Source organism: Cellulomonas sp. P5_C5, from assembly GCF_054049655.1.
The window spans coordinates 123,361-136,893 of the sequence record NZ_JBFULY010000008.1; the positions used below are offsets into that span (position 1 = coordinate 123,361).

The following is a 13,533-nucleotide window of genomic DNA, read 5'->3' on the forward strand; positions in this document are numbered from 1 at the left end:
TCACTCCACCTCTTCGACCGCGACAAGGTGCGTCACCGTCTTGACCATGCCGCGGATCTCAGGGCGGTCCTCCTTGACGACGACGTCGCCGATCCGCTTGAGGCCGAGGGTGCGCAGGGTGTCGCGCTGGTTCTGCTTACCGCCGATGCCAGAACGCGTCTGGGTCACCTTGAGTCGAGCCATCAGGCACCTGCCTTCGAGCCCGCCGCTGCGGCCAGGCCGGCAGCCTGGGCACGGAGGAGGGCAGCCGGGACGACGTGCTCGACCGGGAGACCACGGCGCGCGGCCACGGCCTCGGGACGCTCGAGGCCACGCAGGGCCGCGACCGTGGCGTGCACGATGTTGATCGCGTTGGACGAGCCGAGCGACTTGCTCAGGACGTCGTGGATACCGGCGCACTCGAGCACGGCGCGCACCGGGCCACCGGCGATCACACCGGTACCCGGCGAGGCCGGACGCAGGAAGACGACACCGGCAGCGGCCTCACCCTGGATGGGGTGCGGGATGGTGCCCTGGATGCGCGGGACCTTGAAGAAGTTCTTCTTGGCCTCCTCGACGCCCTTGGCGATCGCCGCGGGCACCTCCTTGGCCTTCCCGTAGCCGACACCCACGGTGCCGTCGCCGTCGCCGACCACGACGAGCGCGGTGAAGCTGAAGCGGCGGCCACCCTTGACGACCTTGGCCACGCGGTTGATCGTCACGACGCGCTCGAGGAACGCGCTCTTCTCTGCGGCGTCGCGGCCACGGCCGCCGCCACCATCACGGCCACGACCGCCGTCACGACGGTCGCCGCCTCCGCCGGTGCTGCCCGCGGGCGCCCCGGTGTTGCTGCGCTGAGGAGCAGCCATCAGTGAGTCCTCTTCTTTCGGAAGGTCGTGGTCGTCACAGCTTCAGCCCACCCTCGCGGGCGCCGTCAGCCACCGCGGCGACACGGCCGTGGTACTTGTTGCCGCCGCGGTCGAAGACCACAGCGTCGAGGCCGGCAGCCTTCGCACGCTCGGCGATGAGCTCGCCGACCTTGCGGGCCTTGGCAGTCTTGTCGTCGTTCGAGCCACGCAGGTCGGCCTCGAGGGTCGACGCGGACACGAGGGTCTGGCCGATGCCGTCGTCCACGACCTGCGCCGTGATGTGCCGGGCGGACCGGGTCACGACGAGACGGGGACGGGCGGCCGAGCCCGAGACCTTCTTGCGAAGGCGCAGGTGGCGACGCTGGCGGGCAACACGCTTGCCCTTGCCGAGGATCTTGAGAGCCATGGTTACTTACCGGCCTTTCCGACCTTGCGGCGCACGTTCTCGCCCGCGTACCGCACGCCCTTGCCCTTGTACGGCTCAGGCTTGCGGATCTTGCGGATGTTCGCGGCGACCTCGCCCACCTGCTGCTTGTCGATGCCCTGCACCGAGAAGCGCGTGGGGGCTTCGACGACGAAGGTGATGCCCTCCGGCGGGTTGACCGTGACCGGGTGGCTGAACCCGAGCGCGAACTCGAGGTCCGAACCCTTCGCCGTCACGCGGTAACCGGTACCGACGATCTCGAGCTTCTTGATGTAGCCGTCCGTCACGCCGATGACGAGGTTCGCCAGCAGCGTGCGGGTCAGGCCGTGCAGCGAGCGCGAGGCGCGCTCGTCGTCGGGGCGGGTCACCACGAGGGCTCCTGCCTCGTCGCGCGCCACCTCGATGGGGGCGGGGATCGTGTGCGTCAGGGTGCCCTTGGGGCCCTTGACCGTCACGACCGCGCCGTTGATGTCGACATCCACGCCGGTGGGGACCGGGACGGGGACTCTGCCGATTCGGGACATGGCTAGCTCCTTTCCGTCTCGGACTTACCAGACGTAGGCGAGGACTTCCCCACCCACGCCCTTCTTGGCGGCCTGCTTGTCGGTGAGGAGACCGGAGGACGTGGACAGGATCGCCACGCCCAGGCCGCCGAGCACCTTGGGCAGGTTGGTGGACTTGGCGTACACGCGCAGGCCCGGCTTGGACACGCGCTTGACGCCGGCGAGCGCACGCTCGCGGTTGGGGCCGTACTTGAGCTCGATGATGAGGTTCTTGCCGACGACGGCGTCCTCAACCTTCCAGCCCGTGATGTAGCCCTCCGCCTGGAGGATCTCCGCGATGTGCGACTTCAGCTTCGAGAACGGGATCAGCACGGTGTCGTGGTGAGCCGAGTTCGCGTTACGCAGCCGCGTGAGCAGGTCTGCGATGGGGTCGGTCATGGTCATGGGGCTTCCGCCCTTCCTCGCCGGGGTATCCCGCCCTCAAGAGAGCGGGACCTACCGACGTTCGTGTTGCTGGGTTGTTCTGGGGTTACCAGCTGCTCTTGGTGACGCCGGGGAGCTCGCCGCGGTGGGCCATCTCGCGCACGCAGATCCGGCACAGGCCGAACTTGCGGTACACCGAGTGGGGCCGGCCGCAACGCTGGCAGCGCGTGTAGCCACGCACCGCGAACTTCGGCTTGGCAGCAGCCTTGTTCTTGAGGGCGGTCTTCGCCATGGTCAGATCTCCTTGAACGGGAAGCCGAGGAGCTTGAGGAAAGCGCGACCCTCGTCGTCGGTGTCAGCCGTGGTGACGACCGTGATGTCCATCCCGCGGACGCGGTCGATCTTGTCCTGGTCGATCTCGTGGAACACGGACTGCTCCACGAGGCCGAACGTGTAGTTGCCGTGACCGTCGAACTGCTGCGGCGAGAGGCCACGGAAGTCACGGATGCGCGGCAGCGCGGTGGAGAGCAGGCGGTCCAGGAACTCCCAGGCACGGTCGCCACGCAGGGTGACGTGGGCGCCGATGGGCATTCCCTCACGCAGCTTGAACTGCGCGATCGACTTGCGAGCCTTGGTGACCTGCGGCTTCTGGCCCGTGATCTGGGTCAGGTCGCGGATCGCGCCCTCGATGAGCTTGGAGTCCTTGGCGGCCTCGCCGACGCCCATGTTCACGACGACCTTCACCAGGCGCGCGACCTGGTTGATGTTCTCGTGCGAGAACTGCTCGAAGAGAGCGGTCCTGATCTCGTCGTTGTACTTGGACTTCAGACGCGGGAGCGCCGGAGCCGTGAGAGTCGTCTCGGTCATCAGATGTCCTTACCGGAGCGCTTGGCGACGCGGACCCGAACGGTGCGGGTACGGCCGTCGCGCTCGACCTGCTCGGTGCGGTAGCCGACCCGGGTGCCCTTCTTGGTCTCCGGGTCCACGAGCATCACGTTGCTGATGTGGATGGGTGCCTCGACGGTCTCGATGCCGCCGGTGCGCGTGCCGCGCTGCGTCTGGCCGGCCTTCACGTGCTTCTGCACGCGCTGGACGCCTTCGACGACGAGCCGCTGCGACTCGACGAGCACCTCGAGGACACGGCCCTGACGGCCCTTGTCCCGACCCGAGATGACGAGGACGAGGTCGCCCTTCTTGATCTTCGCCATGGTCAGAGCACCTCCGGAGCCAGCGAGATGATCTTCATGAACTTCTTGTCGCGCAGCTCGCGGCCCACCGGGCCGAAGATGCGCGTGCCACGGGGTTCCCCGTCGTTCTTGAGGATCACTGCGGCGTTCTCGTCGAACTTGATGTACGAACCGTCCGGACGGCGGCGCTCCTTGCGGGTGCGCACGATGACAGCCTTGACGACGTCGCCCTTCTTGACGTTGCCGCCGGGGATGGCGTCCTTGACGGTGGCGACGATGACGTCACCGATGCCTGCGTAGCGACGGCCGGAGCCGCCGAGCACACGGATGCAAAGGATCTCCTTGGCACCAGTGTTGTCGGCGACACGAAGTCGCGACTCCTGCTGGATCATTATTTCTCCTGATGTCTGGCGGGTTCTCGGTGCTCACCGGGGCGAGCGGCCGAGCCTGGCCGAACGGGTAGTTGCCGTGATGCACACGTTGCGCCGGGTGTCGTCTCGCGACTCCACCCGGCGCCCGTGGGCAACTGGGGGTGCTGCTGGCTTGCTGAGGCTACTTAGCCTTCTCGACGACCTCGACCAGGCGCCACCGCTTGGTGGCGCTCAGCGGCCGGGTCTCCATGATGACCACGAGGTCGCCCACGCCCGCCGAGCCCAGCTCGTCGTGCGCCTTGACCTTGCTCGTCCGCCGGATGACCTTGCCGTAGAGCGGGTGCTTGACCCGGTCCTCGACCTCGACCACGACGGTCTTCTCCATCTTGTCGCTGACCACGTAGCCGCGGCGCGTCTTGCGGTCGCCGCGCTTCACTGCAAGCGCGGTGGTCGCGTCCGTGTTGTTCGTGTTCTTCTCGTCAGTCATCGCTTCACTCGCTCGCGCTCGGGGCGGTACGGATGCCGAGCTCGCGCTCACGCAGGATCGTGTAGATCCGCGCGATGTCGCGGCGAACGGCCTTGAGACGCCCGTGGCTCTCGAGCTGGCCGGTCGCGGACTGGAAGCGGAGGTTGAACAGCTCCTCCTTGGACTTCTTCAGCTCAGCGACAAGCTTCTCGTCGTCGAAGGTGTCCAGCTCGCTGGGAGCCAGTTCCTTGGTGCCGATAGTCATCAGTTACCACCCTCGCGAACCACAAAACGTGTCTTCATCGGGAGCTTGTGCTGCGCGCGGCGCATGGCCTCGCGAGCCAGGGGCTCCGGGACGCCGGCGAGCTCGAAGAGAACTCGGCCGGGCTTGACGTTGGCGATCCACCACTCGGGCGAACCCTTGCCGGAACCCATGCGGGTCTCGGCAGGCTTCTTCGTGAGGGGGCGGTCCGGGTAGATGTTGATCCAGACCTTCCCTCCACGCTTGATGTGGCGGGTCATGGCGATACGAGCAGCCTCGATCTGCCGGTTGGTGACGTACGCAGGCTCGAGAGCCTGGATGCCGAACTCACCGAACGAGATCGCGGTACCACCGGTCGCGGCGCCGGAGCGCCCCGGGTGGTGCTGCTTGCGGTGCTTCAGCCTGCGCGGGATCAGCACGGTCAGGCCTCCGTTCCACTGTCGGGGGTCGTCGCTKCCGGAGCAGCGGCGGCCTCAGGAGCGGCGGCCTCAGGGGCGTCAGAGCGCTCACGACGAGGAGCACCTGCGCGCGGACCGCGGTCCGAGCGCTCGCCACCGGGGCGGTCCGTCCGCGGGCCACGAGCCGGCCGCGAGGGCTGGGTCGCCTGCTCGCGAGCAAACTCCTTCTCGGTCATGTCGCCCTTGTAGACCCACACCTTGACGCCGATGCGCCCGAAGGTGGTGCGAGCCTCGAAGAAGCCGTAGTCGATGTTCGCGCGGAGCGTGTGCAGGGGCACGCGGCCCTCGCGGTAGAACTCCGTGCGGCTCATCTCCGCGCCGCCGAGGCGGCCGGAGACCTGCACGCGGATGCCCTTGGCACCGGCGCGCTGGGCCGACTGGATGCCCTTGCGCATGGCACGGCGGAACGAGACGCGGCTCGCCAGCTGCTCGGCGATGCCCTGCGCGACGAGCTGAGCCTCGATCTCGGCGTTCTTGACCTCGAGGATGTTCAGCTGCACCTGCTTGCCCGTGAGCTTCTCGAGCTCGCCGCGGATGCGGTCGGCCTCCGCGCCACGACGCCCGATGACGATGCCCGGGCGGGCGGTGTGGATGTCGACGCGCACGCGGTCACGCGTGCGCTCGATCTCGACCTTGGCGATGCCGGCACGCTCAAGGCCCGTGGCCATGAGCTTGCGGATCTTGACGTCCTCGCCCACGTAGTCGCGGTAGCGCTGACCCGGCTTCGTCGAGTCGGCGAACCAGCGCGAGCGGTGGTCGGTGGTGATGCCCAGGCGGTACCCGAGCGGGTTGACTTTCTGTCCCACTATCGGGCCCGTCCCTTCGTCTCACGCTCAGCGACGACCACGGTGATGTGGCTCGTCCGCTTGAGGATCTGGCTGGCCCGACCCTGCGCCCGCGGACGGAACCGCTTGAGCGTCGGACCCTCGTCGACGAATACCTCGGAGATGTAGAGGTCCGCCTCGTCCAGACGCTCGTTCGACCGCTTGGCGGTCTCCCGAGCGTTGGCGATCGCGCTCTCCACAACCTTGAGCACCGTCTCCCCCGCGKCCTGCGGTGCGAACTTCAGCACCGCCACAGCCTCGCCGGCCTGCTTGCCACGGATGAGGTCCACGACGCGCCGGGCCTTCTGGGGCGTGACGCGGACGAACCGCGCCTTCGCCTTGGCTTCCATTGCTGTCCTGCCTTCTTGTCTCTGCCGGTGAGGGCGTCGCCTGGCTGACCCGGGGGTCAGCGGCGACGACCCTTCCGGTCGTCCTTCTCGTGGCCGCGGAACGTCCGCGTCGGAGCGAACTCGCCGAGCTTGTGCCCGACCATCGCCTCCGTCACGAACACCGGGGTGTGCTTGCGTCCGTCGTGCACAGCGAACGTGTGGCCGAGGAAGTCCGGCGTGATGACCGAACGGCGCGACCACGTCTTGATGACGTTCTTCGTGCCGGCGGTGTTCTGGACGTCGACCTTCTTCTGCAGGTGACCGTCGACGAACGGGCCCTTCTTCAGGCTACGTGGCATCTCAGGCTCCTATCAGCGCTTGTTCTTGCCGGTGCGCCGACGGCGCACGATGAGCTTGTCGCTCGGCTTGTTCGGACGGCGGGTACGACCCTCGGCCTGGCCCCACGGGCTGACGGGGTGACGTCCACCGGACGTCTTGCCCTCGCCACCACCGTGCGGGTGGTCGATCGGGTTCATGGCGACACCACGGACGGTCGGGCGCTTGCCCTTCCAGCGCATGCGGCCGGCCTTGCCCCAGTTGATGTTCGACTGCTCGGCGTTGCCCACCTCGCCGACCGTGGCGCGGCAGCGCAGGTCGACGTTGCGGATCTCACCGGACGGCATACGCAACTGGGCGTAGGGGCCGTCCTTGGCGACGAGCTGCACGGACGCACCAGCCGAGCGGGCGATCTTCGCACCGCCACCGGGCCGCAGCTCGATGGCGTGGATGACCGTACCGGTCGGGATGTTGCGCAGCGGCAGGTTGTTGCCGGGCTTGATGTCGGCGCCGGGGCCGTTCTCGATGCGGTCACCCTGCGACAGCTTGTTCGGCGCGATGATGTAGCGCTTCTCGCCGTCCGCGTAGTGCAGGAGCGCGATGCGGGCGGTGCGGTTGGGGTCGTACTCGATGTGAGCGACCTTGGCCGGCACGCCGTCCTTGTCATGGCGACGGAAGTCGATGACGCGGTACGCACGCTTGTGACCGCCACCCTGGTGGCGCGTGGTGATGCGACCCGTGGAGTTACGGCCGCCCGTCTTGTGGAGGGGACGGACGAGCGACTTCTCCGGAGTGGAGCGCGTGATCTCGACGAAGTCGGCGACGCTGGAGCCACGACGGCCCGGCGTGGTCGGCTTGTACTTGCGGATTCCCATGAGTTCTCAGTCCTTCGCTCAGCCGACCGGACCACCGAAGATGTCGATCGTTCCCTCGCGGAGGGTGACGATCGCACGCTTCGTGTCCTTGCGGCGGCCGATGCCGAAACGGGTCCGACGGGCCTTGCCCTGACGGTTCGCGGTGTTGACCGAGTCGACCTTGACGCCGAAGACCTGCTCGACGGCAATCTTGATCTCGGTCTTGTTCGCCCGCGGGTCGACGAGGAAGGTGTACTTCCCCTCGTCGAGCAGGCCGTAGCTCTTCTCGGAGACGACCGGCGCGAGCAGGATGTCGCGCGGGTTCTTGCCGATGTCGGTCACTTGGAATCGCCCTTCGCGTCGGCAGCGCCCTTGACGGGGCCCGCCAGGAACGCGTCGAGCGCGCCCTGCGTGAACACGACGTCGTCCGAGATCAGGACGTCGTAGGTGTTGAGCTGGTCAGCGACCAGCAGGTGCACCCGCTCGACGTTCCGCAGCGACTTCCACGTGATCTCGTCCTGACGCTCGACGACGACCAGGACGTTCTTGCGTCCCGAGAGGTTGTCGAGCACAGCGAGCGCGGACCTGGTCGACGGCGCCGTGCCCGGGGCGAAGCCCGAGACGACGTGCACGCGGCCGGCACGAGCGCGGTCCGAGAGAGCACCGCGGAGCGCCGCGGCCTTCATCTTCTTGGGGGTGCGCTGCGAGTAGTCGCGCGGGGTGGGGCCGTGGACGACGCCACCACCGGCGAACTGCGGAGCACGCGTCGAACCCTGACGGGCGCGGCCGGTGCCCTTCTGCTTGTACGGCTTGCGCCCACCACCGCGCACCTCGCCACGAGACTTCGTGTCGTGGGTGCCCTGGCGAGCCGCCGCKAGCTGCGCGACGACGACCTGGTGGATCAGCGGGATGTTGGTCTGCACGTCGAAGACGTCCGCGGGCAGATCGGCCGAGCCGGTCTTCTTGCCCTGGGAGTCGACCACGTCGACAGTCAGCGTGTCACTCATGGTCACGCCCCCTTCACAGCGGAACGCACGACCACGACGCCACCCTTGGGGCCGGGGACGGCACCCTTGACGAGGAGCAGGCCCCTCTCGACGTCGACCGCGTGCACGGTCAGGTTCTGGGTGGTCTGGCGGTCCACGCCCATGCGACCGGCCATCTTGATGCCCTTGAACACGCGCGACGGCGTCGAAGCGCCACCGATCGAGCCGGGCTTGCGGTGGTTGCGGTGCGCACCGTGCGAGGCGCCGACGCCGTGGAAGCCGTGACGCTTCATGACACCGGCGGTGCCCTTGCCCTTGGTGGTGCCGATGACGTCCACGAGCGAGCCGGCCTCGAAGAGGGCGGCCGTGAGCTCCTGGCCGAGCGTGAACTCGGAGGCGTTCGGCGTACGGATCTCGGCCACGTGCCGGCGGGGGGTGACCCCGGCCTTCTCGAAGTGGCCCTTCAGCGGCTTGGTGACCTTGCGCGGGTCGATCTGGCCGTGGGCCAGCTGGACCGCGGCGTAGCCGTCAGCATCGGCGGAGCGCACCTGGGTCACGACGTTCGTGCCGACAGCGACGACGGTGACCGGGACGAGACGAYCGTTGTCGTCCMACACCTGGGTCATGCCGAGCTTCGTGCCGAGCAGGGCCGTGACTGCGCGCTCGTTCTGCTGGGTAACCATAGAAATCAGTTCCTTCCCAGCGTCAGAGCTTGATCTCGATGTTCACGTCCGCAGGCAGGTCGAGACGCATGAGCGAGTCGACGGCCTTCGGCGTGGGATCGATGATGTCGATGAGCCGCTTGTGAGTACGCATCTCGAAGTGCTCGCGGCTGTCCTTGTACTTGTGGGGCGACCGGATGACGCAGAACACGTTCTTCTCCGTCGGCAGCGGCACCGGACCCACGACCGACGCACCAGCGCGAGTCACCGTGTCGACGATCTTGCGCGCCGAGCTGTCGATGACTTCGTGGTCGTAGGACTTGAGCCTGATGCGGATCTTCTGTCCCGCCATGGCGCTTCTACTTCCCTCTGTTTGGAACCGGCCCGTCCGACCCCCGCACTCGGGCGTGTCGCTTGGCGCGACACACCGTTGCGCTGCGTACCCTCTCAGGCACGAGATCGGTGGTTGTTGTCGGGCGTCAACCACCGGGTGATCCCGGGGTCCAGACGCCGTCCACGTGTGTGAGCCCCGTCGTGTGCTGCGCGCGCGAACGCGCCGCCCTCAACTAGGCAACCTGAACAGTGTGCCAGACGGCGCCCCGGAACTCCAATTGCGTCCGTCACACCGGGCGGCGAGATCCGCGTGATCTCCCGCACAGGCGGCCGGCTCGGCCGGTCCACCTCCGCGTCGTCACCTGGTCGACGATCGACCACTAGGGTGCGGCCATGCCACCCCGCTCCCCCCACGCCCCCGCCGTCGCGGCGCTCGGTGTGCTGGTCCTGGCACTGGGCGCGTGCACCTCCGGCTCGCCGGGACCGGGACCGACCCCCACGACTCCGCCGGGCTCGGCGTCGTCGGCCCCACCCGTCACGCGCGCAGCGAGCCCGAGCACAGCGAGCATGCCGCTGCCGGGCGATCCGTGCGATCCCGCTGACGGCTCCCCCGACTGCACCGACGCGACCGCCGACTCGGAGTTCCGCTACATCGAGGGGTACGCCGCGTGCGTCGCGTCGTTCACCACCGACGAGCGCTACGGCCTGTGCACCGACCTCGACGGTGACGGCCTCGCCGGCTACCCGGACTCCGGCTGAGCCGCCCCGACGGCAGACGACGGAAGGGCCCGGGAGCCGAAGCTCCCGGGCCCTTCCGTCAGTTCAGCTGCCCCGAGGGGCGAGCATCACTTGATGATCTTGATGACCTTGCCCGAGCCGACGGTGCGGCCACCCTCGCGGATGGCGAAGCCGAGGCCCTCTTCCATCGCGATGGGCTGGATGAGGTTCACGTGGATCTCGGTGTTGTCGCCGGGCATGACCATCTCGGTGCCCTCGGGCAGCGTGATGACGCCGGTGACGTCGGTGGTGCGGAAGTAGAACTGGGGGCGGTAGTTCCCGTAGAACGGGTTGTGACGGCCACCCTCGTCCTTGGCCAGGATGTAGACCTGGCCCTCGAACTCGGTGTGCGGCGTGATCGAGCCGGGCTTGACGACGACCTGGCCGCGCYCGACCTCCTCGCGCTTCGTGCCACGCAGGAGCAGACCGACGTTCTCGCCAGCCTCGGCGTAGTCGAGCAGCTTGCGGAACATCTCGACGCCGGTGACCGTGGTCTTGATCGCCTTCTCCTTGATGCCGACGATCTCCACCTCCTCGTTCACCTTGAGCTTGCCGCGCTCCACGCGACCGGTGACGACGGTGCCACGACCGGTGATCGTGAAGACGTCCTCGATCGGCATGAGGAAGGGCTTGTCGATGTCGCGCACCGGGTCCGGGACGGACTCGTCGACGGCCTCGAGCAGGTCCTCGACGGACTTGACCCAGACCGGGTCGCCCTCGAGCGCCTTCAGGCCGGAGACGCGCACGACGGGGACGTCGTCGCCGTCGAAGCCCTGGGCGGAGAGGAGCTCGCGCACCTCGACCTCGACGAGCTCCAGGATCTCCTCGTCGTCGACCATGTCGGTCTTGTTGAGCGCGACGAGCAGGTAGGGCACGCCGACCTGACGGGCGAGCAGGACGTGCTCACGCGTCTGGGCCATCGGGCCGTCGGTCGCCGCGACCACGAGGATGGCGCCGTCCATCTGCGCCGCACCCGTGATCATGTTCTTGATGTAGTCCGCGTGACCGGGAGCGTCGACGTGAGCGTAGTGACGCTTCTCCGTCTGGTACTCCACGTGCGCGATGTTGATGGTGATACCGCGCTGCTTCTCCTCGGGCGCCTTGTCGATCTCGTCGAAAGGCGTGAAGGGGTTCAGGTCGGGGTACTTGTCGTGCAGCACCTTCGAGATGGCCGCCGTCAGCGTCGTCTTGCCGTGGTCGACGTGACCGATGGTGCCGATGTTGACGTGCGGCTTCGTCCGCTCGAACTTCGCCTTGCCCACTGGGTGTCCTCCTCAGGACTTGGTAGAGATTGGCCGACGTTCTGCGGCTACCGGACGGTAGCCGCTCGACGCGGCGTCCTACGGGTCGGTTTGTGTGATGGAACTACAGGGTTCGACCTGTGGGACTACTCGCCCCGGGTCTTCTTGATGATTTCCTCGGCAACGTTCCGAGGAACCTCGGCGTAGCTGTCGAACTGCATCGAGTACACCGCGCGACCCTGGGTCTTCGACCGCAGGTCACCGACGTACCCGAACATCTCGGAGAGCGGCACCGTGGCGCGGATGACCTTCACGCCGGTTGCGTCCTCCATGGCAAGGATCATGCCGCGGCGCGAGTTGATGTCGCCGATGACGTCACCCATGTACTCCTCGGGAGTACGGACCTCGACGGCCATGACCGGCTCCAGGAGAACCGGGTCGGCCTTGCGGACCGCTTCCTTGAGGATCATCGAGCCCGCGATCTTGAACGCCATCTCCGAGGAGTCGACGTCGTGCGCGGCACCGTCGAGCAGGATCGCCTTGACGCCCACGAGCGGGAAGCCCGCGAGGACGCCGAGCTGCATCGCGCTCTGGATGCCGGCGTCGACCGACGGGATGTACTCGCGCGGGATGCGGCCACCGGTGACCTTGTTCGAGAACTCGTACAGCTCGCCCTCGGCTGGGTCCAGCGGCTCGAAGGTCATCTGGACCTTCGCGTACTGGCCCGAGCCACCGGTCTGCTTCTTGTGCACGTAGTCGATCTTCTCGACCGAGCGACGGATCGTCTCGCGGTACGCGACCTGCGGCTTGCCGACGTTGGCCTCGACCTTGAACTCGCGACGCATGCGGTCCACGAGGATGTCGAGGTGGAGCTCGCCCATGCCGCCGATGACGGTCTGGCCGGTCTCCTCGTCGTGCTTGACGCGGAAGGTCGGGTCCTCCTCGGCGAGCTTCTGGATGGCCACGGAGAGCTTCTCCTGGTCACCCTTCGTCTTCGGCTCGATGGCGACGTCGATCACCGGCTCCGGGAACGTCATCGACTCGAGCACGACGGGGTGCGCCGGGTCGCTCAGGGTGTCACCGGTGGTGACGTCCTTGAGCCCGATGAACGCGTAGATGTGACCCGCCGTGGCGTCGTCGACCGGGTTCTCCTTGTTGGAGTGCATCTGGAAGAGCTTCCCGATGCGCTCCTTCTTGTTCTTGGTCGAGTTGAGCACCTGAGCGCCCTGCGCCACCTTGCCCGAGTACACCCGGACGTAGGTGAGCTTGCCGAAGAACGGGTGCGAGGCGACCTTGAACGCGAGGGCCGAGAACGGCTCCGTCGAGTCGGGGTGGCGCTCGACGACGAGCTCGGGGTCCTTCATGTCGTGGCCCTCGACCGCCGGGACGTCCAGGGGCGTCGGCAGGTAGTCGATGACGGCGTCGAGCATGGGCTGGACGCCCTTGTTCTTGAACGCCGAGCCGCACAGGACCGGGTAGGCCTCGGACTTCACCGTGAGCTTGCGGATGCCGGCCTTGATCTCGGCGACCGTCAGCTCCTCGCCACCGAGGAACTTCTCGAGCAGCTCGTCGTCGGTCTCGGCGACGGCCTCGAGGAGCTCGGCGCGGTACTTGTCCGCCTTCTCCACCAGGTCGGCCGGGATGTCCTCGACCTCGTACTTCTCGCCCAGTGCGGTCTCGCCGCGCCAGACGAGGGCACGCATGGTGACCAGGTCGACGACGCCGATGAAGTCGTTCTCGGCGCCGATCGGGAGCTGGATGACCAGCGGGCGGGCCTTGAGACGGTTCACGATGGTGTCGACCGTGAAGTAGAAGTCCGCGCCGAGCTTGTCCATCTTGTTGACGAAGCAGATGCGCGGGACGTCGTACTTGTCGGCCTGACGCCAGACGGTCTCCGACTGGGGCTCGACGCCCTCCTTGCCGTCGAAGACGGCGACGGCACCGTCCAGGACGCGCAGCGAGCGCTCGACCTCGACCGTGAAGTCCACGTGGCCCGGGGTGTCGATGATGTTGATCTGGTTGTCGTGCCAGTAGCAGGTCGTCGCGGCGGACGTGATCGTGATGCCGCGCTCCTGCTCCTGCTCCATCCAGTCCATCGTCGACGCGCCGTCGTGCGTCTCACCGATCTTGTAGTTGACCCCGGTGTAGAACAGGATCCGCTCGGTGGTCGTCGTCTTGCCGGCATCGATGTGAGCCATGATGCCGATGTTGCGGACCTTCGTGAGGTCCGTCAGCACATCCAGTGCCAC

General features: G+C 67.4%; 23 protein-coding genes. 1 reads left to right on the forward strand and 22 read right to left on the reverse strand.

The window, feature by feature from the left end:
* The 20 genes from rpmD to rpsJ all read right to left on the reverse strand — a co-directional run bounded on the left by rpmD (position 1) and on the right by rpsJ (position 9,285).
* Positions 1 to 183: a 50S ribosomal protein L30 gene (rpmD, locus tag ACXJKF_RS09530; RefSeq protein WP_028045050.1), complete on the reverse strand. Its 183-nt coding sequence runs from the start codon at positions 181 to 183 to the stop codon at positions 1 to 3.
* On the reverse strand, positions 183 to 848 hold the full coding sequence (gene rpsE / locus ACXJKF_RS09535; RefSeq protein WP_456787487.1) for a 30S ribosomal protein S5: 666 nt from the start codon (positions 846 to 848) through the stop codon (positions 183 to 185). The genes rpmD and rpsE overlap by 1 nt, the downstream gene beginning before the upstream one ends.
* 34 nt (positions 849 to 882) lie before the next feature.
* Positions 883 to 1,254 carry a 50S ribosomal protein L18 gene (gene rplR, locus ACXJKF_RS09540; protein WP_055912174.1) on the reverse strand — a complete coding sequence of 124 codons (372 nt, stop codon included), beginning with the start codon at positions 1,252 to 1,254 and terminating at the stop codon, positions 883 to 885.
* Positions 1,255 to 1,256: 2 nt separating this feature from the next.
* Positions 1,257 to 1,796: a 50S ribosomal protein L6 gene (gene rplF / locus ACXJKF_RS09545; protein WP_456787488.1), complete on the reverse strand. Its 540-nt coding sequence runs from the start codon at positions 1,794 to 1,796 to the stop codon at positions 1,257 to 1,259.
* Between the two features lie 24 nt (positions 1,797 to 1,820).
* A complete protein-coding gene (gene rpsH, locus ACXJKF_RS09550; RefSeq protein ID WP_055912171.1) occupies positions 1,821 to 2,219 on the reverse strand; it encodes a 30S ribosomal protein S8 in 399 nt (132 codons plus the stop codon).
* A gap of 85 nt (positions 2,220 to 2,304) precedes the next feature.
* A complete protein-coding gene (locus ACXJKF_RS09555) occupies positions 2,305 to 2,490 on the reverse strand; it encodes a type Z 30S ribosomal protein S14 (RefSeq protein ID WP_028045055.1) in 186 nt (61 codons plus the stop codon).
* 2 nt (positions 2,491 to 2,492) lie between these two features.
* On the reverse strand, positions 2,493 to 3,065 hold the full coding sequence (gene rplE, locus ACXJKF_RS09560) for a 50S ribosomal protein L5 (protein ID WP_056088935.1): 573 nt from the start codon (positions 3,063 to 3,065) through the stop codon (positions 2,493 to 2,495).
* Entirely contained in the window at positions 3,065 to 3,406 is a 342-nt protein-coding gene (gene rplX, locus ACXJKF_RS09565; protein ID WP_146844270.1) for a 50S ribosomal protein L24, read from the reverse strand. The genes rplE and rplX overlap by 1 nt, the downstream gene beginning before the upstream one ends.
* Positions 3,407 to 3,408: 2 nt before the next feature.
* A complete protein-coding gene (gene rplN, locus ACXJKF_RS09570; protein WP_034625870.1) occupies positions 3,409 to 3,777 on the reverse strand; it encodes a 50S ribosomal protein L14 in 369 nt (122 codons plus the stop codon).
* A gap of 160 nt (positions 3,778 to 3,937) precedes the next feature.
* On the reverse strand, positions 3,938 to 4,243 hold the full coding sequence (gene rpsQ, locus ACXJKF_RS09575; RefSeq protein ID WP_456787489.1) for a 30S ribosomal protein S17: 306 nt from the start codon (positions 4,241 to 4,243) through the stop codon (positions 3,938 to 3,940).
* Between the two features lie 4 nt (positions 4,244 to 4,247).
* Complete coding sequence (rpmC, locus tag ACXJKF_RS09580) at positions 4,248 to 4,487, reverse strand: 50S ribosomal protein L29 (RefSeq protein ID WP_055912162.1); 240 nt, start codon at positions 4,485 to 4,487, stop codon at positions 4,248 to 4,250.
* Positions 4,487 to 4,903 carry a 50S ribosomal protein L16 gene (gene rplP, locus ACXJKF_RS09585; protein ID WP_028045061.1) on the reverse strand — a complete coding sequence of 139 codons (417 nt, stop codon included), beginning with the start codon at positions 4,901 to 4,903 and terminating at the stop codon, positions 4,487 to 4,489. Before rplP ends, rpmC begins: the two co-directional genes overlap by 1 nt.
* A 2-nt stretch (positions 4,904 to 4,905) precedes the next feature.
* Positions 4,906 to 5,748, reverse strand: a complete 843-nt coding sequence (gene rpsC / locus ACXJKF_RS09590) for a 30S ribosomal protein S3 (RefSeq protein WP_456787490.1) — start codon at positions 5,746 to 5,748, stop codon at positions 4,906 to 4,908.
* Positions 5,748 to 6,116 carry a 50S ribosomal protein L22 gene (gene rplV / locus ACXJKF_RS09595; protein ID WP_456787491.1) on the reverse strand — a complete coding sequence of 123 codons (369 nt, stop codon included), beginning with the start codon at positions 6,114 to 6,116 and terminating at the stop codon, positions 5,748 to 5,750. Before rplV ends, rpsC begins: the two co-directional genes overlap by 1 nt.
* 56 nt (positions 6,117 to 6,172) lie before the next feature.
* The gene (gene rpsS, locus ACXJKF_RS09600) at positions 6,173 to 6,454 is read right to left on the reverse strand and encodes a 30S ribosomal protein S19 (RefSeq protein WP_055912154.1); all 282 of its coding nucleotides are present in this window, start codon (positions 6,452 to 6,454) and stop codon (positions 6,173 to 6,175) included.
* Positions 6,455 to 6,466: 12 nt separating this feature from the next.
* Positions 6,467 to 7,306 (reverse strand): 50S ribosomal protein L2, encoded by an 840-nt coding sequence (gene rplB / locus ACXJKF_RS09605; protein ID WP_055912153.1) that lies wholly within the window; start codon positions 7,304 to 7,306, stop codon positions 6,467 to 6,469.
* Positions 7,307 to 7,324: 18 nt separating this feature from the next.
* Entirely contained in the window at positions 7,325 to 7,627 is a 303-nt protein-coding gene (gene rplW, locus ACXJKF_RS09610) for a 50S ribosomal protein L23 (RefSeq protein ID WP_055912151.1), read from the reverse strand.
* Positions 7,624 to 8,292: a 50S ribosomal protein L4 gene (gene rplD / locus ACXJKF_RS09615; protein ID WP_456787492.1), complete on the reverse strand. Its 669-nt coding sequence runs from the start codon at positions 8,290 to 8,292 to the stop codon at positions 7,624 to 7,626. Before rplD ends, rplW begins: the two co-directional genes overlap by 4 nt.
* A 2-nt stretch (positions 8,293 to 8,294) precedes the next feature.
* Complete coding sequence (gene rplC, locus ACXJKF_RS09620) at positions 8,295 to 8,954, reverse strand: 50S ribosomal protein L3 (RefSeq protein ID WP_456787493.1); 660 nt, start codon at positions 8,952 to 8,954, stop codon at positions 8,295 to 8,297.
* A 22-nt stretch (positions 8,955 to 8,976) separates the two neighbouring features.
* Positions 8,977 to 9,285, reverse strand: coding sequence for a 30S ribosomal protein S10 (gene rpsJ, locus ACXJKF_RS09625; RefSeq protein WP_013117879.1), 309 nt, complete (start codon positions 9,283 to 9,285; stop codon positions 8,977 to 8,979).
* 374 nt (positions 9,286 to 9,659) lie between these two features.
* Here rpsJ and ACXJKF_RS09630 point away from each other — a divergent pair, with 374 nt between their 5' ends.
* Complete coding sequence (locus ACXJKF_RS09630; protein ID WP_456787494.1) at positions 9,660 to 10,025, forward strand: hypothetical protein; 366 nt, start codon at positions 9,660 to 9,662, stop codon at positions 10,023 to 10,025.
* An 86-nt stretch (positions 10,026 to 10,111) separates the two neighbouring features.
* On the opposite strand, the gene tuf is transcribed toward ACXJKF_RS09630, so the two are convergent.
* Both tuf and fusA read right to left on the reverse strand, forming a co-directional pair.
* Positions 10,112 to 11,305, reverse strand: a complete 1,194-nt coding sequence (gene tuf / locus ACXJKF_RS09635) for an elongation factor Tu (protein ID WP_456787495.1) — start codon at positions 11,303 to 11,305, stop codon at positions 10,112 to 10,114.
* A 125-nt stretch (positions 11,306 to 11,430) separates the two neighbouring features.
* A complete protein-coding gene (gene fusA, locus ACXJKF_RS09640; protein ID WP_456787496.1) occupies positions 11,431 to 13,533 on the reverse strand; it encodes an elongation factor G in 2,103 nt (700 codons plus the stop codon).

Excerpts from the sequence above, each read along its gene's own strand:
- rplE (WP_056088935.1), bottom strand. The coding sequence starts at position 3,065 with ATGACCGAGACGACTCTCACGGCTCCGGCGCTCCCGCGTCTGAAGTCC.
- rpsE (WP_456787487.1), bottom strand. The coding sequence starts at position 848 with ATGGCTGCTCCTCAGCGCAGCAACACCGGGGCGCCCGCGGGCAGCACC.
- rplX (WP_146844270.1), bottom strand. The coding sequence starts at position 3,406 with ATGGCGAAGATCAAGAAGGGCGACCTCGTCCTCGTCATCTCGGGTCGG.
- ACXJKF_RS09555 (WP_028045055.1), bottom strand. The coding sequence starts at position 2,490 with ATGGCGAAGACCGCCCTCAAGAACAAGGCTGCTGCCAAGCCGAAGTTC.
- rpsQ (WP_456787489.1), bottom strand. The coding sequence starts at position 4,243 with ATGACTGACGAGAAGAACACGAACAACACGGACGCGACCACCGCGCTT.
- rpsS (WP_055912154.1), bottom strand. The coding sequence starts at position 6,454 with ATGCCACGTAGCCTGAAGAAGGGCCCGTTCGTCGACGGTCACCTGCAG.
- rpsH (WP_055912171.1), bottom strand. The coding sequence starts at position 2,219 with ATGACCATGACCGACCCCATCGCAGACCTGCTCACGCGGCTGCGTAAC.
- rplB (WP_055912153.1), bottom strand. The coding sequence starts at position 7,306 with ATGGGAATCCGCAAGTACAAGCCGACCACGCCGGGCCGTCGTGGCTCC.
- rpsJ (WP_013117879.1), bottom strand. The coding sequence starts at position 9,285 with ATGGCGGGACAGAAGATCCGCATCAGGCTCAAGTCCTACGACCACGAA.
- rpmD (WP_028045050.1), bottom strand. The coding sequence starts at position 183 with ATGGCTCGACTCAAGGTGACCCAGACGCGTTCTGGCATCGGCGGTAAG.
- rpmC (WP_055912162.1), bottom strand. The coding sequence starts at position 4,487 with ATGACTATCGGCACCAAGGAACTGGCTCCCAGCGAGCTGGACACCTTC.
- rplF (WP_456787488.1), bottom strand. The coding sequence starts at position 1,796 with ATGTCCCGAATCGGCAGAGTCCCCGTCCCGGTCCCCACCGGCGTGGAT.
- rplN (WP_034625870.1), bottom strand. The coding sequence starts at position 3,777 with ATGATCCAGCAGGAGTCGCGACTTCGTGTCGCCGACAACACTGGTGCC.
- ACXJKF_RS09630 (WP_456787494.1), top strand. The coding sequence starts at position 9,660 with ATGCCACCCCGCTCCCCCCACGCCCCCGCCGTCGCGGCGCTCGGTGTG.
- rplR (WP_055912174.1), bottom strand. The coding sequence starts at position 1,254 with ATGGCTCTCAAGATCCTCGGCAAGGGCAAGCGTGTTGCCCGCCAGCGT.